This is a genomic window from Nocardia sp. CWNU-33 (assembly GCF_046764895.1).
Classification (GTDB): Bacteria; Actinomycetota; Actinomycetes; order Mycobacteriales; family Mycobacteriaceae; genus Nocardia.
Genome location: NZ_JBKOQN010000050.1, coordinates 24710 through 40748, shown reverse-complemented (window position 1 = coordinate 40748; position 16039 = coordinate 24710). Strand labels below are relative to the sequence as shown.

11 protein-coding genes are annotated in these 16039 nt (G+C 65.3%); 10 read left to right on the top strand and 1 reads right to left on the bottom strand.

The features are described 5' to 3' along the window. Window positions 1-1249 precede the first annotated feature (1249 nt). The 8 genes from ACLMAL_RS36290 (at window position 1250) to ACLMAL_RS36255 (ending at window position 10970) form a co-directional block, all read left to right on the top strand. The gene (locus ACLMAL_RS36290; RefSeq protein WP_412003192.1) at window positions 1250-3043 is read left to right on the top strand and encodes a hypothetical protein; all 1794 of its coding nucleotides are present in this window, start codon (window positions 1250-1252) and stop codon (window positions 3041-3043) included. Between the two features lie 28 nt (window positions 3044-3071). After that, entirely contained in the window at window positions 3072-4556 is a 1485-nt protein-coding gene (locus ACLMAL_RS36285) for a PPE domain-containing protein (RefSeq protein WP_412003191.1), read from the top strand. After that, window positions 4553-4894 (top strand): hypothetical protein, encoded by a 342-nt coding sequence (locus tag ACLMAL_RS36280; RefSeq protein ID WP_412003190.1) that lies wholly within the window; start codon window positions 4553-4555, stop codon window positions 4892-4894. Before ACLMAL_RS36285 ends, ACLMAL_RS36280 begins: the two co-directional genes overlap by 4 nt. Continuing rightward, window positions 4894-5619 (top strand): hypothetical protein, encoded by a 726-nt coding sequence (locus ACLMAL_RS36275; RefSeq protein ID WP_412003189.1) that lies wholly within the window; start codon window positions 4894-4896, stop codon window positions 5617-5619. Before ACLMAL_RS36280 ends, ACLMAL_RS36275 begins: the two co-directional genes overlap by 1 nt. 20 nt (window positions 5620-5639) lie before the next feature. Further along, complete coding sequence (locus tag ACLMAL_RS36270; protein WP_412003188.1) at window positions 5640-6005, top strand: hypothetical protein; 366 nt, start codon at window positions 5640-5642, stop codon at window positions 6003-6005. 35 nt (window positions 6006-6040) lie between these two features. Then, a complete protein-coding gene (locus ACLMAL_RS36265; protein WP_412003187.1) occupies window positions 6041-6361 on the top strand; it encodes a hypothetical protein in 321 nt (106 codons plus the stop codon). Further along, window positions 6361-8886, top strand: coding sequence for a hypothetical protein (locus ACLMAL_RS36260; protein ID WP_412003186.1), 2526 nt, complete (start codon window positions 6361-6363; stop codon window positions 8884-8886). The genes ACLMAL_RS36265 and ACLMAL_RS36260 overlap by 1 nt, the downstream gene beginning before the upstream one ends. A gap of 146 nt (window positions 8887-9032) precedes the next feature. Further along, window positions 9033-10970, top strand: a complete 1938-nt coding sequence (locus ACLMAL_RS36255) for a type VII secretion target (protein WP_412003185.1) — start codon at window positions 9033-9035, stop codon at window positions 10968-10970. A 343-nt stretch (window positions 10971-11313) separates the two neighbouring features. Here the strand turns inward: ACLMAL_RS36255 and ACLMAL_RS36250 are convergent, their stop codons facing one another. Continuing rightward, a complete protein-coding gene (locus tag ACLMAL_RS36250; RefSeq protein ID WP_412003184.1) occupies window positions 11314-12381 on the bottom strand; it encodes a hypothetical protein in 1068 nt (355 codons plus the stop codon). 178 nt (window positions 12382-12559) lie between these two features. On the opposite strand from ACLMAL_RS36250, the gene ACLMAL_RS36245 reads away from it, so the two are divergent. After that, complete coding sequence (locus ACLMAL_RS36245; protein ID WP_412003183.1) at window positions 12560-13501, top strand: C40 family peptidase; 942 nt, start codon at window positions 12560-12562, stop codon at window positions 13499-13501. A gap of 820 nt (window positions 13502-14321) precedes the next feature. Next, window positions 14322-16034, top strand: a complete 1713-nt coding sequence (gene eccA / locus ACLMAL_RS36240) for a type VII secretion AAA-ATPase EccA (RefSeq protein WP_412003182.1) — start codon at window positions 14322-14324, stop codon at window positions 16032-16034. The last annotated feature ends 5 nt before the right edge of the window (window positions 16035-16039 follow it).

The following is a 16039-nucleotide window of genomic DNA, read 5'->3' as shown; positions in this document are numbered from 1 at the left end:
CATGGGTCGCGCGACCACCCGAGGGTGGTGCCGCAGCAGGGGCAGCAGCAGGAGCGGGTGGGGCCGCGGCAGGCGCGGACTGACCAGGGGGCGGTGTAGTCGGTGGGGCACCGGTGGCGGGCGCGGTGGCGGGTGAACCAGGCTTCGGGCCGCTCTGAGCGGGTACGGGCGCACCGTTCTGACTCGGCGCGGTTGCGCCGTTATGTCCAGGCGGTGCCGCGCCGCCCGGTAGAACAGGTGACCCGGCGCCGGGACGAGCTCGCTTGTTCTGCGACCACGGCGTTACCGGGCCGGGCTGCGAATCCTCCTCCGCTCCAGCGCCGCCCCCGTCGATGTCGAGCTCTGCCGGCCACGCCTGTGGGCTGGTCACCGGCTACATCCCCGTGCTCGCCGCGCAGCGGAACGTGCGAACGGCACCGTGCGGTTGCACGAGCAGGACAGGACGGAGGCTCATCGAGTACGCCCTCCTTCGGCCAACTGCGGCCTCGGCCGGCTGCGGCTGAGACGGTATGGTGGGCACGGCCATTCGTGCATGTCAGTGTAGTTCAACCCAGGACCATCCTGACCGGTCCGGCCTTCACTCGTGGTTCCCATTGCTGGGAATCATCGAGAATGGGCGTAGAAGCGCGCATATCCACGCACATACCCTGATGGCGAGTAGGTGACCTCATGAGCTGGCTGAGCTCAGACTTCTTGGGCCTAAAGGCCAAGGACTGGATCGTTATAGGGGCGGGTCTGGCTTTCGCTCCCTTCACCGCTGGCTCCTCGATGGTCGTGGCTGCGACGCTGGGCGGTGCACTAATGGGTACAACGAGCGGACTTCTCAACGGTTTCGAATCCGGTTCTGTGAAGGAGGGGTTGGAGTCGGGGCTCGTCACTGCTGGACTCACCGCGGTGGGAGGCCCGCTGGTCGGAAGGGCTCTCGGGGGAGTGGTCGGTCGTCTCGGAGGCTCGATGGGGCCTGAACTTTCGGCTGCGCTTGCTGCTCCCCCGGTCGCCGGGGTAACGAGTTCCTTTTTTGGGGATCAACCAACCACTCCGAAAAAGGTGTGGGCCGACAAATTGCCGACCACATGGATCGATGCTCCGGTTTCGGGATCGGGATCGGGATCGGGATCGTCGAACGGAAACATTCCGCAGCGGTACATGATCCGGGAGTCGAGTGGTGCAACCTAGCTGCTGCCGAAGAAATAGTAGCACCGCAGAAGCGGCAGTCTGACGTGCTCGAGCCGGCCTGAGGGGTCGTTTAATGGATATGTATCGGATGCTCATCCCGGATCGGGATGCGATAAACGCTGGTATAGGCGACAAGTATCCGAAGGAATATCTCTTCGGACTTTACACTCAGCAGATATACAAAGATGTGCACCGAGACTTCCTCGGCTGGTACAACAGCATGGGCAAAGACTCCAAAACTCCGCCCCCGACGATGCCGGTCATACCTCAGGTGACCGGTGTGGACGCGGCCAATTTCGAGTCATATGCCGTTACCGCGGGGAAACTGGAGCGGAAATTCCAACTTCTTCACGAGTCCGGCAAGGACCTGCCCAAGCTGATGAAGAAGACTGATGTGATCGGCCAAACGGGACAGAAGGAATTGAACGCTGTCGTGGAGAAGGTCTGCGACGCCGCGCCAACGGTTCCACCTGGCGTTGCCGAGGGTGCTATCAAGATCGACGATCATATCTGGGGCTATCTGATTACGGCGACGGACTTGGCGAAGGCCGCGCTCGACAAGGCGAAAGCCGCAAACGCTGCAACCGCCAACACTATCGACCAGACCACCGCCGACATGAAGAAGTACCAGGACCTCTTGGACGCCAACAAGAAGCTGGAAGATGAGCTCCAGCGGCTGTCGGCCAACCCCCCGGTCTTCCCACCGGTGACCCCTACTCCGCCGGGAACGAACCCATCGCCTCTCGACCCGAACATCGACCTTCCTGGACTCGACGATCCCCCGGGACTCGGCGATCCCCCCGGTCTCGACGACCCCTCGACCCCCGGACTCGATGATCCATCGGGCACTGACCCGGGTGGAACACCCGGTGGGGTCGGCAATCTCCCAGGCACGAACTATCCGACGTCTCCGGGTGCGATGCAAGCGGGCTACCCGTCCGCTGCCGGGGGCGGTATGGGCGGTATGGGCGGTATGGGCGACATGATGAGCCAGATGCTGCCGATGATGATGCAGCAGGCGATGATGCGGAATATGGCCGACCAGGATCTGAACAATCGGCGCGACGAGCTCGACCCTCGCTACCGCGACGGACTGTACCCGCCCGCGGCTGTGGTCGCACCGCCAGCGGCCCTGGCTCCGCCTGCGTCGACCGCTCCGGCGACTGCGCAGCCTGCGACGAACACGACGCCGCAGCCTGGCGCCAACTCCCAGCAGCCTGCCGGTGGCCCACCCGCGCGCATACCAGACGAAGACGGAATGGTGCTGTACACGTACAAAGACGGTCGTACGCAAAAGGTCTCGCCGATTGTGGCGCAGGCGCTCGATGCGGCGTTCGGCAATGCCAAATCCACCAGCGCAAAGAAGGCATACGAGAAGACGCCCGCCAAGTGGACCGACAACAAGCAGATCGGCGAGCGCGTCGATCCGTACCAGCTGATAACCGGCGATGTGGCGATTTGGGGTAGCGACCGCACGGCGCTGCTCGTGGTGTTCCCCGCCGAGGACGGCGGCACCTTGGAAGCCATCCTCCGGGGCGAGTTGGTGCAGTTCGCTATGCAGATGTCGGACGATGATGCGGCAGCTCCGGGCACGCCTGGTGCACCGAGCACGCCTGGTGCACCGAGCACGCCTGGCGCTCTCGGTACGCCTGATGCATCCGGCATGCCAGGGGAACCCGGCAAGCTGGGTGACCCCGGCAAACCTGAAGAGTCCCGTCCTGCGGGCGACTTCGGTGAGTTCAGTGGGTTCGCGCATCCGCGTGGTATCGATGTGACCGCACCGACGGACGGCGGGGTCTTCCCCGCGACGGCGGCGCCGGCCGATCAGTCCGCGAGCGCGATGGTGCCGGCCATCGCCGCGGGCTGATCGAGCGACGGCCAGGGAAGAGGAGGCGATGGCGCTCGAAGTCGATGTGCATCAACTGGTTATCGAGGCATCGAAACTGGCCGGAATGGCGCGTGACATCGGGACCGCGCTGCCTCGTGGCTGGGTGGTGCCCGCAGGCACCGATTCGATCTCGTCGCAGCATGTGCCGGCACTCAACGCCGCGACGGCGGATGTGTTCAACGGAATCCGGGCGGCGCTCAACGACGTTCAGCGCTCCGCGCACAAGGTCGGGCGTGCGGCAGAGGCTTACAGCACGGAAGACGACCAGGGCGCTCGCCTCGTGAACGGCACTGGGGGCGAGCTGGTCGCCAATCCTGTCGGTGAGTTGCAAATATTCAAACAGCAGGACCCGCCGGTGCTGTCGTTCCCCTCGAGTGGCGGCTCCGTCGATCCGCTGACGTTCGCCGAACAGTTGCGCGATGGTCCCGGGCCGGGCGCCGCGACCAAGTTCGCCGACTCGGTGCGAGGATTCGCCGGTGGCCCCTACGCCGTTGCCGTCGAGTTCGTCGATGGCGCGGCGCGAATGATGCAGAACTGGAAGCCGGTGGGTGCGGCGGCGGCCGCCGAACTCGACCGGCACCGGGGCAAGCTGGATCAGCTCGGCACTCGCATGAAAACGCTGGCCGATGACGTCGACACCTATAGCAACGCGTTCCGCAGGGCGAAGGCCAAACACCCCACACCGGAGGAGATCAAGGCCGCGCGCAAGGAACTCGTCGCCGCGATCCGCTCGAAGAATCAGGTGGCGATTCAAAAGGCGCTGGCCAAGTTCGAGGAACAGAACACTCGCTCGGCGGAGACCGTTACCGGATATGTTGCCGAGGTCGAGGCAAAGCCGCCCGCCGGTGACGGGCCGGGGAACGGCACCGGTAACGGCAACGGCAACAACAACGGCGGCAACAACGGTGGCGGCAGCGATAACAGCATGCTCAACTCGATGCTGCCCTTGATGAGCGCGATGTCCGGCATGGGACAGAACGCGCAGGATCAGGGATCCTTCGACGACCTGGGTGACTACGGCTACGAGGACTACGCGGATCTCGGGATTCCCAGCGGTCTCGGTGGTGGCGGTGGTGGTGGAGGAGGAGGAGGCGGAGGTATCGGCGAGGTGGATGCTCCAGCGATCCAGACCTTCGCCGCCGGCCCCTTGCCCGCGTCGACAGGGCCGCTCGTCACCGGATCGGCCATGCCGCGTGCTCCGATGATGGATTCGGCAAGTGCGGCGGCGTCGGGCGCGGCTCGAGGTGCCATGGGTGGCTCGCCGATGATGCCGTACATGCCGATGTCCCCGGGCATGGGCGGTGCGGGCGGCGGTGGTGGCAACGACCGCAGCCGGGTAGTGGCGTGGCATCCCGACCGCCTGATGTATGTCGACGACACAGAGCACACCGAGTTGGTGATCGGCGAACGGCCGACCATCGCCCCGACCGTGACGCCGCCGACGCCGGGCCCGAGCAACCAGAACACGTCCCAATCCGGAGGTAACGTATGAGTTCTATCCATCCCGACGTGCAGGCGGCGCTGGACGCCGCCCGCGATCTTCGGCATCGGATCGCCGATATGCGTGAACGGATCGACAGCATCCGGGCTCGGCGACCGTCGCCGCGCGGTGGGGTCATCCCCGAGGTGGACGCGATGGGCAGGCTCACCGATCTCTACGTGGCACCGGGTACCGCTGCTCGATTCACCAGTGCGGAACTGGTCGCCGAGGTAATGGCCGCCATCCGTGAGAGCACTGCGGACGCGGCACGGCAGTACCAGGTCATCATGAACACTCCACCTGAGGAGATCGAGGCCGCAGCGGCCGCAGCGGCGGCGGGTCAGGCGTAATGACCACGCCCAGTGCGATGGCGGAGGCGGTCCCCGAGGTCACTGTCGCCGATACGGTGCGATGGCTGCACGAGGAGGGCCTCGTGCGGCTGGCCGGGGTGGCCGATCAGTCCTCCGAGATCGTTGTCGCCTACACGATCGATGTGGCGACCGGTACCGTCAACGCGCACCCCGCCACCGGAGGCGGTGCCGGCGCGGACGTGATGTCGTTCGCCGCGGATGATCTCCCGCACCCGGTCGGCACGGCCAAGCGATTGGTAATCGTCGGTGTCACGACCGCGCAAACGCTGCTCGTCGTCGACCTCGCGGCTACCCTCACCATCGCGATCAATGCCGACCGGCCTGCAGAAGCTGCCAGGTCCTGGGCAATGCAGCTGATGATGAACCCAGAGGTCACCATCACCACCAACAGCGCCGACGTCGTGATCGGCAACAGCCCGAGACTTCGGCAGAGCTTCATCCCCGGCGGCGGCGCGACCATCCTCAATGTCGATGACGCCGTCCCACCACTCACGTCTGTCACTCTCAATGCGACAAACGACGGCCCCGATCATCTCGATGTGGACGCCGACGGCACTGGGGAGATGTATCTCGGCGCACGGTTCTGGCCGTTGAGCCAGGTCATGCGCATCAAGGACGAACCGTGGTCCGAGCTCGCGACACGCTTGGAGGGCCCGCCCGGTGGTCCCACCTCGGACTACGCATACAGATCCCAACCCGCCTAACGATTCTCGGAGAACAGCCGATGAGCAATAACTATTCGGACGACGACGACTTCGACGATGCCGAAACCGGCACCAGGGAGCCGGACTGGCGGACGCTGACCTACGAGGTGCTCAACCCTGACAACACCGTCGGCGTCGCCTGCGACAGGGACGGTGAGATTGTCGGTCTGCACATCACCGACGACGCGCGCGAAAACGGTGACGTCTGGTTGGGTGCCGAGATCCTCCGGTGTGCGCGACTGGCGCATGCGAAGTCGCGGGTAGGGCTGCGGACCGAGATGGAATTCAAGGGCACGAAGTCCTACACGATCGACTCCTTCGACCTCCCCACCGAAGCGGCGTACCGGGCCATGGAGAGAGAGGCGTTCGGCAAGTCCATTTCCTGAACACACTCATCGCAACGCGAAGAGGGGACACCGACATGACGTTGCATATAGGCGAGGCACACGAAGTGAAGGCGGCGGCCGCCGCCTTTGCCGGATCCATCACCACCGTGACCGGTCAGGTCGACGCGATCATCACGAACGTCAAGGACGTGGCGTTGTCGTGCCGCCCGGAGTCGCCGCTCGACATTCAACTCGTCGCGACCCACGACGAATGGATTGCGACCCCGATATGCGAGGCCGTGGTCACCAGCGGTAAGCATGCGCCGGAGACCGACGGGCGAACCAAGCACATCGTGAACGCATACACCACCGAAGACGATGCGAGTGGCGCGAGGATCCGCCGACTCGAGGTCTGATGGATCCCGACCGTAGTAGCCCGCACTGGAATGCGATCGTCGGCAACAACTGGCCTGCGATCTCTCCGGCGAACTGGCGCGCTCTCGAACGACTTGCGCGCGAAGGAGCCGCCACGCTCGATCTCCTCGACGCGGAAAACAAGCGCCGCGTCTTCGACGATCAGGTGATATCGAGTGTGGGTCTAGACGCGGTCAAGGAAGAGATGCTCCGCAGGCGGGGCACCGCGGAGGCATTCGCGGACGCGCTGAACGCGGCAGCCGACACCTACCAGGATTTCTCTGATCTGGTGTATCGGACCAGGAATCAGATTCTGGACATCGTGGATCGCGCCACCAGGCGGATTCAGAAGGCGTCGCGAGAAGCCGCCGAACAGAAGGAGGAATCCGACGCCGAGGCTATCCGGGGCCGGATACCCGGCATCATCGCCGGGGCAAGAGCCGAGGTCGAGGATGTCATGCGCACCGCGCTGCAATCGATCAGTCCGCACGGCCTGCCAAGCCTGGACGAGATCTCCAAAGCCTTCGGGTTGCCAGGCCCATGGGGGTCCGGTGATCCCCGCACTTCCGATTACGGGCCGGGGCATCGGCGTGCAACGGATCATTCCGGCCCACGGCATGACGGCCGCCGACCGGATCGCCCCGAGACCCACCAGGTCGTGCCGTTGCCGCCGTTCCCCGACGGCATTGTAGGTCTGCCGGAACCGGACCACATCGGCTTGCCGTTGCCGACCACCGACGCGGGGGAATTCGACGAAAGGCCCGGTCGCGGTCATGCGGACGGTGGTTCTGTGCTGCCGCCGTCCACGGTGCCGCCACCGTCCACCTCCTCGCCCGGCGGCACGACGACTGGCGCAGCGTATGCACCGGCTGCAGGGCCGAGCGACCATCCGGGTGCCGCCCCCGGCCTGGGGCTGTCGCGTTCATCGTCGATAGCGGAGGGCTCCGCCGATCATGAGCGTGGTCCCGCTGATCATGAGACCGGTACCGTCGAGAAGGATACCGAGCCCGGTGCCCGTCATACGGCTGCCGAGACCGGAACGGACGAGAAATCCGCAGCGAAAACCGCTTCCGGCCCCGATGCCGAGTCCTCGCTCGATTCGTCGGCGGCGCGGAGCGGAGCCACGGCCGATCCGGCCGCGATGCCGTCGGTTCCGATGGTCATGCCGACTCCGGTCACACCGGGCGCTCAGGTCGGGCCTGCGATCACTACCTCCGCTACCTCGCCTACTTCAGGTGTGACCGCTGCCTCCACCTCCGTCGGCGGTACGTCGGCGGCCGCCGCGGCCGCGCAGTCGTCGAATCAAGCCCGTTCGACGATGGCGCCTGCCGAATCACGAGGACCGACCGCCGTGCCCAAGGTGACGGCTGGTCCGGGCTCGAACGTTGCGGCGCCGAGCAAATCGCAGCCGCCGAACCGCGACATCCCGCAGGATGGTGAACCGGAGAGCACCGGCGGCAGTAACGAATTGGTTCGTGACGTAGTCGGCGCCGCGATGGCGTCTTCCGCCGCTCCGGCGTTCGTGCTCGGCAGTCGCGTCGACGGCGATCTGGTGCTGGCGCGCACCATACTCGGCGGCGTTCTCGCGGCCGGGGGTGCATCGGTGGTCGGACTCGGGTGGTCGGTTTCGGTGATGCGTCACCCGGGTGGCATCAGTGCGTTCGTGACGTCGAACGAGGGCCGCGGGTGGTTGCCCGCCGGGTTGTATCTGCCACGTGAAGTGTCCACCCCCTGGGTGTGGGAGGTTTCCGACGGATTCGCCTGGGAAGGCGTTGCGGATCCCGCGCGTGTGCTTGCCGAATTCGGATTGGCCTGGGGGCGCAAGTCTGGTGCGCACCTGACCGCGGTCGTGTCGTCGGAGCCGATCGACACGAACTTGCGCCGCCAACTGGGGGATGTGCCCGCAGAGGGGGAGGTGGGGCCTTCCTCGGCAATGGACCTGAGTGCACCACGAGCGGGTCTCGTCGATCGCCTCGGTCTGGTCGGTGCGCCCGCGTTGGTGAGTCGAGCCGTCGCCACGCCGGAGGCCGATATCGGCACGCGCTGTGTCGACCTGGCCACGGATGCGCACGTCCGAATCGGCAAGGCCGGACTCGGATCGGTGCACGCGCTCGACGCGCCTGCGGTGCGCGAGCGGATTCTCGCCGCAGTGCGGCAGGGGAAAGCGGTATCTCAGGACTGGTGGGAGGAATTGCGCGACGCGGACGATCTGTTGGCAGCGTCGATGCTGTCGCGGCGGGTCGATGTCTCCCGGGTCGCACTGGGCGAGTTGCGATCCGAACAGTCCGATGCTCGATCGACTTCGGAGTTGACCACTCTGCGTGGGATGGTGTTCGAGCGCCGCTGCGACGAACTCGTACTACTGCTGGAGAATGAGCCGACGCGCCAGAGCTTGCGGGATGCGATGTACGCGCACACGCAGCTGATCGGGCATCCGGCGTTCGACGAGGCGGCGGCGCACGGACCGGCACCGGATGCTCATCGCGCACCTCGGCGGCCGACGATTACCGCTGGGCCTGGTCGCTGAAGCAATGAAACATTGTGAACATTGAAAGTTGGTGTGGTGCAGGCAGGTAGGACCGTTCGGCAGTAGCGGCCGATGTACATCGGACTTCCCAATTGTGGGAAGAATCGACAATGAAGGTGTTATTGGTGGAAAGGACCTGATCGCGCATGCCTCACATCATCGATCTCGACCCTGATGTGCTGCGCCAGCTGGCGGCTCAGCATCAGCGGGTCGCCAGTGATACCCGCGCGTGGTCGAAGCCGCCGATTGACTGGCTCGCCAGCTTCCCCGGGACCTACGGCGCGATCGCCGATCCGGTGTACAAGGCGCTCAACACCTATTACGAAGCTCGAGAGCGCGCCGGCGAGGCTCTCGCCCAAGAACACGACGAAACCGCGCGGCAGTTGATCAAAGCTGCGAACGACTTCGAGAACAACGACAACGAGATCGCTAACCTGCTCCGCAAGTCGGGCCAGGATCTCAACCAACCCAGTGCGACACCGCCGCCTGCCGGGCCGCTGCCTGCCGGGCCGCTGCCTGCCGGGCCGCTGCCGGGCGACACCGACCCGAATGCGCCGATGTCGCCACCGACACCCGCACCCGGTGGCCCGACCTCGGTCGGCCCCGAACACCCCGAAACCTCGGGGGCGCCAACGCCGGGCGGCGCGCAGGACCCGTCTGTGCTGCAACCGACTGGTGCCGCGCCGGGTACCTCCGGTGCGGTAATGCCCGACGCCGGCGACGAAGACACTTCGGGAGTCGTGGGCACCCAGTCGACGTCGCCGAGTGCGGGCGCGACGTCCGCGGCGGGCGGCAGTGTTCTCCCGCCGGCGGGAGGCTCGCTCTACGGTGCAGCTGACGGTGGGACGTCGGCATCGTCGGCCGGCGCGTCCGGCCGCCCCGATGGGCAGCCGCCGGTTCCGTCGGCGGTTCCGATGCCGGTTTCGATGACGACCCCCTTCGGCGAGGCAGTCGCCGCGGCGAAGGCGAAGGAGGCCGAACCGGCGTACGTCGTCGGCGACCAGGTGAACGCCGATCTGGTACTTGCTCGGACCTTGCTCGGCAGCGTCCTCGCGGCCGTGGACTCCCCGGTGGGAATGACCTGGGCGGTGTCGGTGATGCGGGGACCGGCCGGCGCCGGTATCTTCATCACTTCGAACGAAGGGCGCGGGTGGATGCCCGCCAAGCTGTTCCTACCTCGTGAGGTGTCCACGCCGTGGCTGTGGGACGAACTGCTCGGCGAGGACTCGGCGGATAACGCATCGCCATGGGAAGGCGTCTCGGACCCGGCGCGGGTGCTTGCGGAGTTCGGCCTGGCCTGGGGTGGGAAGGCGAACGCTCAGTTGTCGGCTCTGGTGTCGTCCGGACCGATCGATCCGGGTCTGCGTGCCAGGTTCCCCGACGCCGCGATGGACGGACTCGTCGCTCCGGTCTACGACGTCGATCTGCGCGTGTTCACACCGGACACGGCCGATCGACTCGGTCTGACGGGGTCCGTTCCGGCGCTGGAACGTGTTGCCGCAATTGATGATTCGCAGGTTCGTGCGAATTGCGTCGAACTGGCTGCGGACGCCAACGCGCGGTTGCAGCGGTCGGGGCCCGCGCCTGTCGCGGCGCTCGAGTCGCGACGTCTGCGGGAGCGCATTCTGTCCGCGTTGCAGTCGGGTACTACGGTGCCGCGACAGTTGTGGGACGAATTCCGTGACGCCGACGATCTGTTGGCGGCGTCGATGTTGTCGCAGCGGGTCGACGTCGGCCGGGTGGAGGTCGGTCAGTTGCGGGTCGACAGCGAAGTCTCCGGGCTGCGCGCGATGGTGTTCGACCGTCGATGCAACGAGCTGGTGCTGCTGCTCGCGGAGGAATCGACAAGGCAGAGCCTGCGCGACGCCGTGTACGCACACGAACAGATCGTCGAGCATCCGCAGTTCGTCGACACTCCCGCCGCTGTCATCACTGCAGCGCCCGAACGTGTCTCCCGCCCGACTGCCGCGCCCGGCGCGGTCACGGCTTCGGGCGTCACGGCCGGGCCGCCTTCCGGCGCCGTTGCCGCGCCTGCGGAAACGCCACCGGTCGTACCACGTGTGGTCGTGCCCGAACAACCGTAAGGCACGCTGCCAGAGTGGGAAAGAGCGAGTAGGGGCCGCTCGGCGTTCGTCCGTCGAGCGAAGCCCTAGCGGCCGAGGTCCTGGTGGGTGTCGGCCGCCCGCGTAGAACGTGGGTGAGTCGGTTCCTCCGGGAAGCATAATGAGTTCGCTGACGGTACCGAGCCCGTTGGACGGCTATTGCCAAGGAACGTCCAAGAGCAGCGGGAGTCCGCGGAGCAACAGAATCAGGTCGGCATCAGGCGATCATCGCCTGATGCCGACCTGATTCTGTTGCATGATGTGCCTGATGCCCGCATCGATCGGCTGTACCCACGCCGGCCGTTGTCAGGTTGCTTCCGTTCGGTCAGATGTCCACGGTGAGTGGCGCATCCGCAGCCGCGTCGTCCACCTCATCGTCATCGTCGGCTTGCTGTTGCGTGCCTTCGGCCGAACCAGCTTGTTCCGCGGCCCGCCTCCGGGAGCGAGCGGCGGGTCTCATCAGCGAGACCGGGGTCGCGGAAATACCGGAGGCAGCCGGATCCTGTCCGGAATCGTCGCTCGCGGCTGCGATCGGTGCGGCGGTGACCGGCGGGGCCGCCTCGGCAGGTGGCGTTGCGCGGTCGCTCGGGGGTTGTGCAGCGGCAGCAGGAGGCGTGCGGTTCTGCTCCTCCTCGCGGTCTTTCCTCGCCTCCTCCTCTTTCTTCATCATTTCCGGAATCATTTGTGCCAGTGGCATCGCCATCATCGGGAGCATCCCGAGCATCGGCATCAACTGGTCCAGGATGCTCGGGCCGCCGCCTCCGTTGTTGCCTGCGGGAGGGGCAGGGGTGCCGGGTGCCTGCGGTTTGGGCTGGGTGGGGTTGGGCTTGTCGCCACCGTTGGCGATGTCTTCGTTGAGCTCGGCGACCGCCATGACCTTCTTGTACACCGCTTCGATCGCCGTGACGATCTGCTTCAGCAGGGCCGTCTCCTGCGGCGGTTTCAGCTTGGCCGTTCCGACGGCTTTGAGCTCGCTGTTGAGATCCGCGACAACACGCTGGATGCCCTTCAGCGTCATATTCTGTTCGGCGGCAACGCGTACGGACGTCTTGATTACTTTGGCGTCCTCCATCACCAGCCACGTCTGCGTGGCCTCGACGGTGTCGATGATCTTCTGGTACGCCTCGGTTGCCTCGCCTTTGCCCACCGTCTCGTAGACGACCGGCTGCAGGAGTTCCTGCACGTCTGGTGGCGGTTTCGGCACGCCCCTGCCGAGCAGGTCTACCGCGTTTTGAATAGCGCCTTCGGCCAACGTGATGTAGGCGGTCACGCCTGCTGACACACCCGGTGGACGGACCAGTTCCACCTTCCAATAGTTCTTCGGCAGCGGTGTGGCGGCCTTTCGCGCCTTCGCCTTCTTGTCGGCGGCAGCTTTCACCACATCCGTTGCCATGCGTCCACACCACCTCTCACGAGTTCCCCCTCATTGTCCGGGCTTCCCGTCGTTGGGGAGTGCGCATAGTTGAATGCAAAATCCTTTCGATAGGGAAGACGCCGGATTCGGGTCGGCGACACGATGCCCGAACACGATGGGAAAGGCGGTCGGTGATGCGCGAAGGCGAGTCGGTCGAATGGCACCGGAACTGACGGGCGACCTGTACGGGGTCCTGCAGTCGCTACTCGGGCTGTACGGCGAAGGCCAGCCCCAAGCAGGCCAGAGCGTGTCGTACCAGGCGGTCACCGATGATGTGAGCGCTCATAGCGGGAAGGGTGTGACCGCCTATACCGACGCACGCGGCATGCACACTTCCCTTGTCGAAACACATGCGGGCAAAGAAAGTGTCACCATCAAGGCCGTCGCCGAATCCGGTGACGGAACGGTCAATGGTCGTAACGGCCTGAACAATCAGATCGCCGATCTCCAGGCTCGGGTGCAGGCGATCGCCTCGGTCGGCGACACCAGGTTCAGCGGTCCCGCCTTGCTCGATGCCGCACAGAACACTCTCACCAACGCGACCAAACGGGTCAATTCCGATGTCGCGGCGGCCCACCAGCAGGCAGCGCGGATCATGCCCTCCGCCGTGCCGCAGTCCAGGACCCGTCGCCGCGGAACGACAGCACGCCGTCGTGGTCGCAGCCGCTCGCGATCGTCGTCCCGATTGCAACGCCGCAGCATCGCGCCATCGGACGGAACAAAGGGTGGTAGTGCGGTCAATGCGGCCAAGGCCTGGCTCGGCACCCCCTACATCTGGGGTGGTGGCGGTGCGGGCGGTCCGAGCGGCGGTGGTTTCGACTGTTCGGGTCTGACTCAGTATGCAATCGCGCAGGCGACCAATGGGGAGGTGGTGCTCCCACGTACCACCTACGACCAGATCTACAGCGGAGTTCGCGTGCATCCCAACGATGTTCAACCCGGCGACCTGGTGTTCCCCGGCAGTTCGTTCAGTAGTCGTGGGCCGGAGCATGTTCAGCTCGCCGCGGGCAACGGCATGGTCATCGAGGCGCCCTACTCTGGTTCGACGGTCAAATACTCACGTATGTCCAGCGACGCTGTCGTTGTGCGGGTGCTCTGAATCGGTAAGCCGGCCACGGCGCGTTAGAGGTCCCGGGCGAAGTCGTCTTCCTCAACGTGTGTGGTGTCCCGTACCACCCTGTGCCACCACACGCAGTGGCACCCACTGCTGCTTCCGGACCAATCGGAGTCGATAGCGGACCACCGCGAAGCCTGCCCTCATTGCGACGGGCTCAGCTGCCGAACGTCGCTGAACGAGAGCGTGACATACCGATTCCGGTGCGCGATCAATCTGGCAAATCGCGGATGTGGTGGAGCTTCTCGTCAGTGGGGAGGCGTCGGTATCGAGGCTCCGGAAGGCTACGAAGAGCGACTGTGGAGCGCGAATTCCGCGAGGCGGAAGAATTTTGCCCAGCAGCGGCCGGTGGCGTGCCGGCGCTACCGGCCGCTGCTATTGGCTAGATCGTCTGGGATGAGGGACCGAACGATCTGCTTCAAACGATATCCGATAACGACGGAACGTTCAATAGTGTGCACCCAATTAGCGGCAAGTAAATTGCGCAGAGATCGAATGCGGGCACCTCGCGGCGGCTGGAGGCCGGATCGCGGCCGCCAGCCGCCGCCGGAAGTGGGTCGTCGGAAGTGGAACCGGCGACCTGTGGCGAACCATACCGTCAAGTGACGGCACGTTCAAAGCTGGTTGTGTGGGTACCTGGCGGCCGACCGGAGGCGATCCATCCATTATTCTCAGTGGTGGGAACATCATGCGGTCTGGGCGCGGCAGACAATCACTACTGTTCGTTCAGGCGAGATCGGCGGAAGGGAAGCCCGAATTGTCAGCGGCCGAGGACGCGTTCTACACAGGGGTTCAAAGTTTGGCGTTGGTCGCCGGGGGTGTGCGCAACGACAATCATGCGTCCGCGGCGTTCCGGGCGGCCACCGACCTCGATCCGGATATGTGCGATGCCTGGCTCGGGCGCGCGATGGCAGGTGAGGTCACCTCGGAGGTGATCTACGGCGCCTACCGGTCTGTGCACAATCTCTATCGCGACCAGCAGCGGGCCGGCCTTGTCGACCGTGCGTTGTGGTGTCAGGTCGAGATCGGCATGTACGGGCTGCGGGTCGCCATGGCGGATCGCGATCAGATCGCGATAGCGCAGGCCTGCTCGTACGGCCAGGGTGGTGAATGGCAGGAAGCCGTCGCCATTCTCAACGAGGTGCCCAACGACGACGTCTCCCACTTCGTCCGGATGTCGTTGTTCTTCCGCACAAAGCGATGGTCGGATGTGCTCGCGGCGCGGAGCGCGCGGCCTTCGCTCGAGGACGGGTTGCTCGACATCGCGGCCGAGCTGATGGCGGCCCAGTCGCTCGCCCATCTCGGTCGCTTCGGCGAGGCCATGCCGCGGGCGCAGCGGATCGTCGAGGACAGCTCCTCGGGCAGCCTGTCCTACCTGTGGGCGGACGCGCATTTCTTGCTCGGAATGCTGTTGCGGCAGAACGGCGATCACGATGCCGCGGACAAAATCCTCAAGGGCCTGCAAGGGTCGGGGCTGTGGCCGGAACGTGAGGAATGGCAGCGCGCGGTCCGTGACAAGACCTACAAGCTCGAAGTCGCCACGCCGGACGTCATCGCCTCTCGCACCAATGAATGGGATCCGACCTCCGGCGACGATCCGGCCGAAGCTGCCGCCTCCGCGGCCCGGTCGGCACGCGACGCGCAGCTCGCGGAAGCCTCCGATCTGTTGCAGGCGCAGATCGGCATGGACTCGGTCAAGGAACAGGTAGACCGGCTGAAGTCCGGTGTCTTGATGGATCAGGTACGCGCCAAGCGTGGGCTCGCCGTGGATTCACGGTCGCAGCACCTGATCTTCTCGGGGCCTCCCGGTACCGGTAAAACCACCATTGCCCGTGTCATCGCCAAGATCTTCGCCGGGCTCGGCGTCGTCGAAAATGCCGATGTGATCGAGGTTTCCCGCAATGACATGGTCGGCACCCATCTCGGCCACACCGCACCGAAAACCAACGCGCTGATCGACTCGGCGCTGGGTGGGGTGCTGTTCATCGACGAGGCATACACGTTGATCCAGGAGGGTCTCTCCGGCGGCGATGCTTTCGGTAAGGAAGCGGTCGACACGCTGCTCGCGCGGATGGAGAACGATCGCGACAAGCTGGTCGTGATCATCGCCGGGTACGAGGATCAGATCGACAGGTTCCTCGCGTCCAACGACGGTCTCGCTTCCCGGTTCACTAAGCGGATCCGGTTCGCGAGCTACGAGGCCGACGAGCTGGTGCAGATCGCTGATCACATTGCGCGCAAAAAGGATTCGATCCTCTCCGAAGAAGCGCGTGAGGTGCTGCGGCTTCGCTGCGAGCAGTTGGCGTCGCAGACCAAGAACGGCAGGCGACTGATCGACCTGGCGGGCAACGGTCGTTTCGTGCGCAATGTGATCGAATCCTCCGAAGCCGAACGCGACTACCGTTTTACAAAGGACAACGCGGACATCCTGTCGATGACCGACGTGGAGCTGATGACGATCGACGCCTTCGACATCACCAGCGCTTTGGACGGTTTGGCGCCATCCGCGCGAGCGTGAGGTCC

Excerpts from the sequence above, each read along its gene's own strand:
- ACLMAL_RS36265 (WP_412003187.1), top strand. The coding sequence starts at position 6,041 with ATGACGTTGCATATAGGCGAGGCACACGAAGTGAAGGCGGCGGCCGCC.
- ACLMAL_RS36270 (WP_412003188.1), top strand. The coding sequence starts at position 5,640 with ATGAGCAATAACTATTCGGACGACGACGACTTCGACGATGCCGAAACC.
- ACLMAL_RS36290 (WP_412003192.1), top strand. The coding sequence starts at position 1,250 with ATGGATATGTATCGGATGCTCATCCCGGATCGGGATGCGATAAACGCT.
- ACLMAL_RS36285 (WP_412003191.1), top strand. The coding sequence starts at position 3,072 with ATGGCGCTCGAAGTCGATGTGCATCAACTGGTTATCGAGGCATCGAAA.
- ACLMAL_RS36250 (WP_412003184.1), bottom strand. The coding sequence starts at position 12,381 with ATGGCAACGGATGTGGTGAAAGCTGCCGCCGACAAGAAGGCGAAGGCG.
- ACLMAL_RS36275 (WP_412003189.1), top strand. The coding sequence starts at position 4,894 with ATGACCACGCCCAGTGCGATGGCGGAGGCGGTCCCCGAGGTCACTGTC.
- ACLMAL_RS36260 (WP_412003186.1), top strand. The coding sequence starts at position 6,361 with ATGGATCCCGACCGTAGTAGCCCGCACTGGAATGCGATCGTCGGCAAC.
- ACLMAL_RS36280 (WP_412003190.1), top strand. The coding sequence starts at position 4,553 with ATGAGTTCTATCCATCCCGACGTGCAGGCGGCGCTGGACGCCGCCCGC.
- ACLMAL_RS36255 (WP_412003185.1), top strand. The coding sequence starts at position 9,033 with ATGCCTCACATCATCGATCTCGACCCTGATGTGCTGCGCCAGCTGGCG.
- ACLMAL_RS36245 (WP_412003183.1), top strand. The coding sequence starts at position 12,560 with ATGGCACCGGAACTGACGGGCGACCTGTACGGGGTCCTGCAGTCGCTA.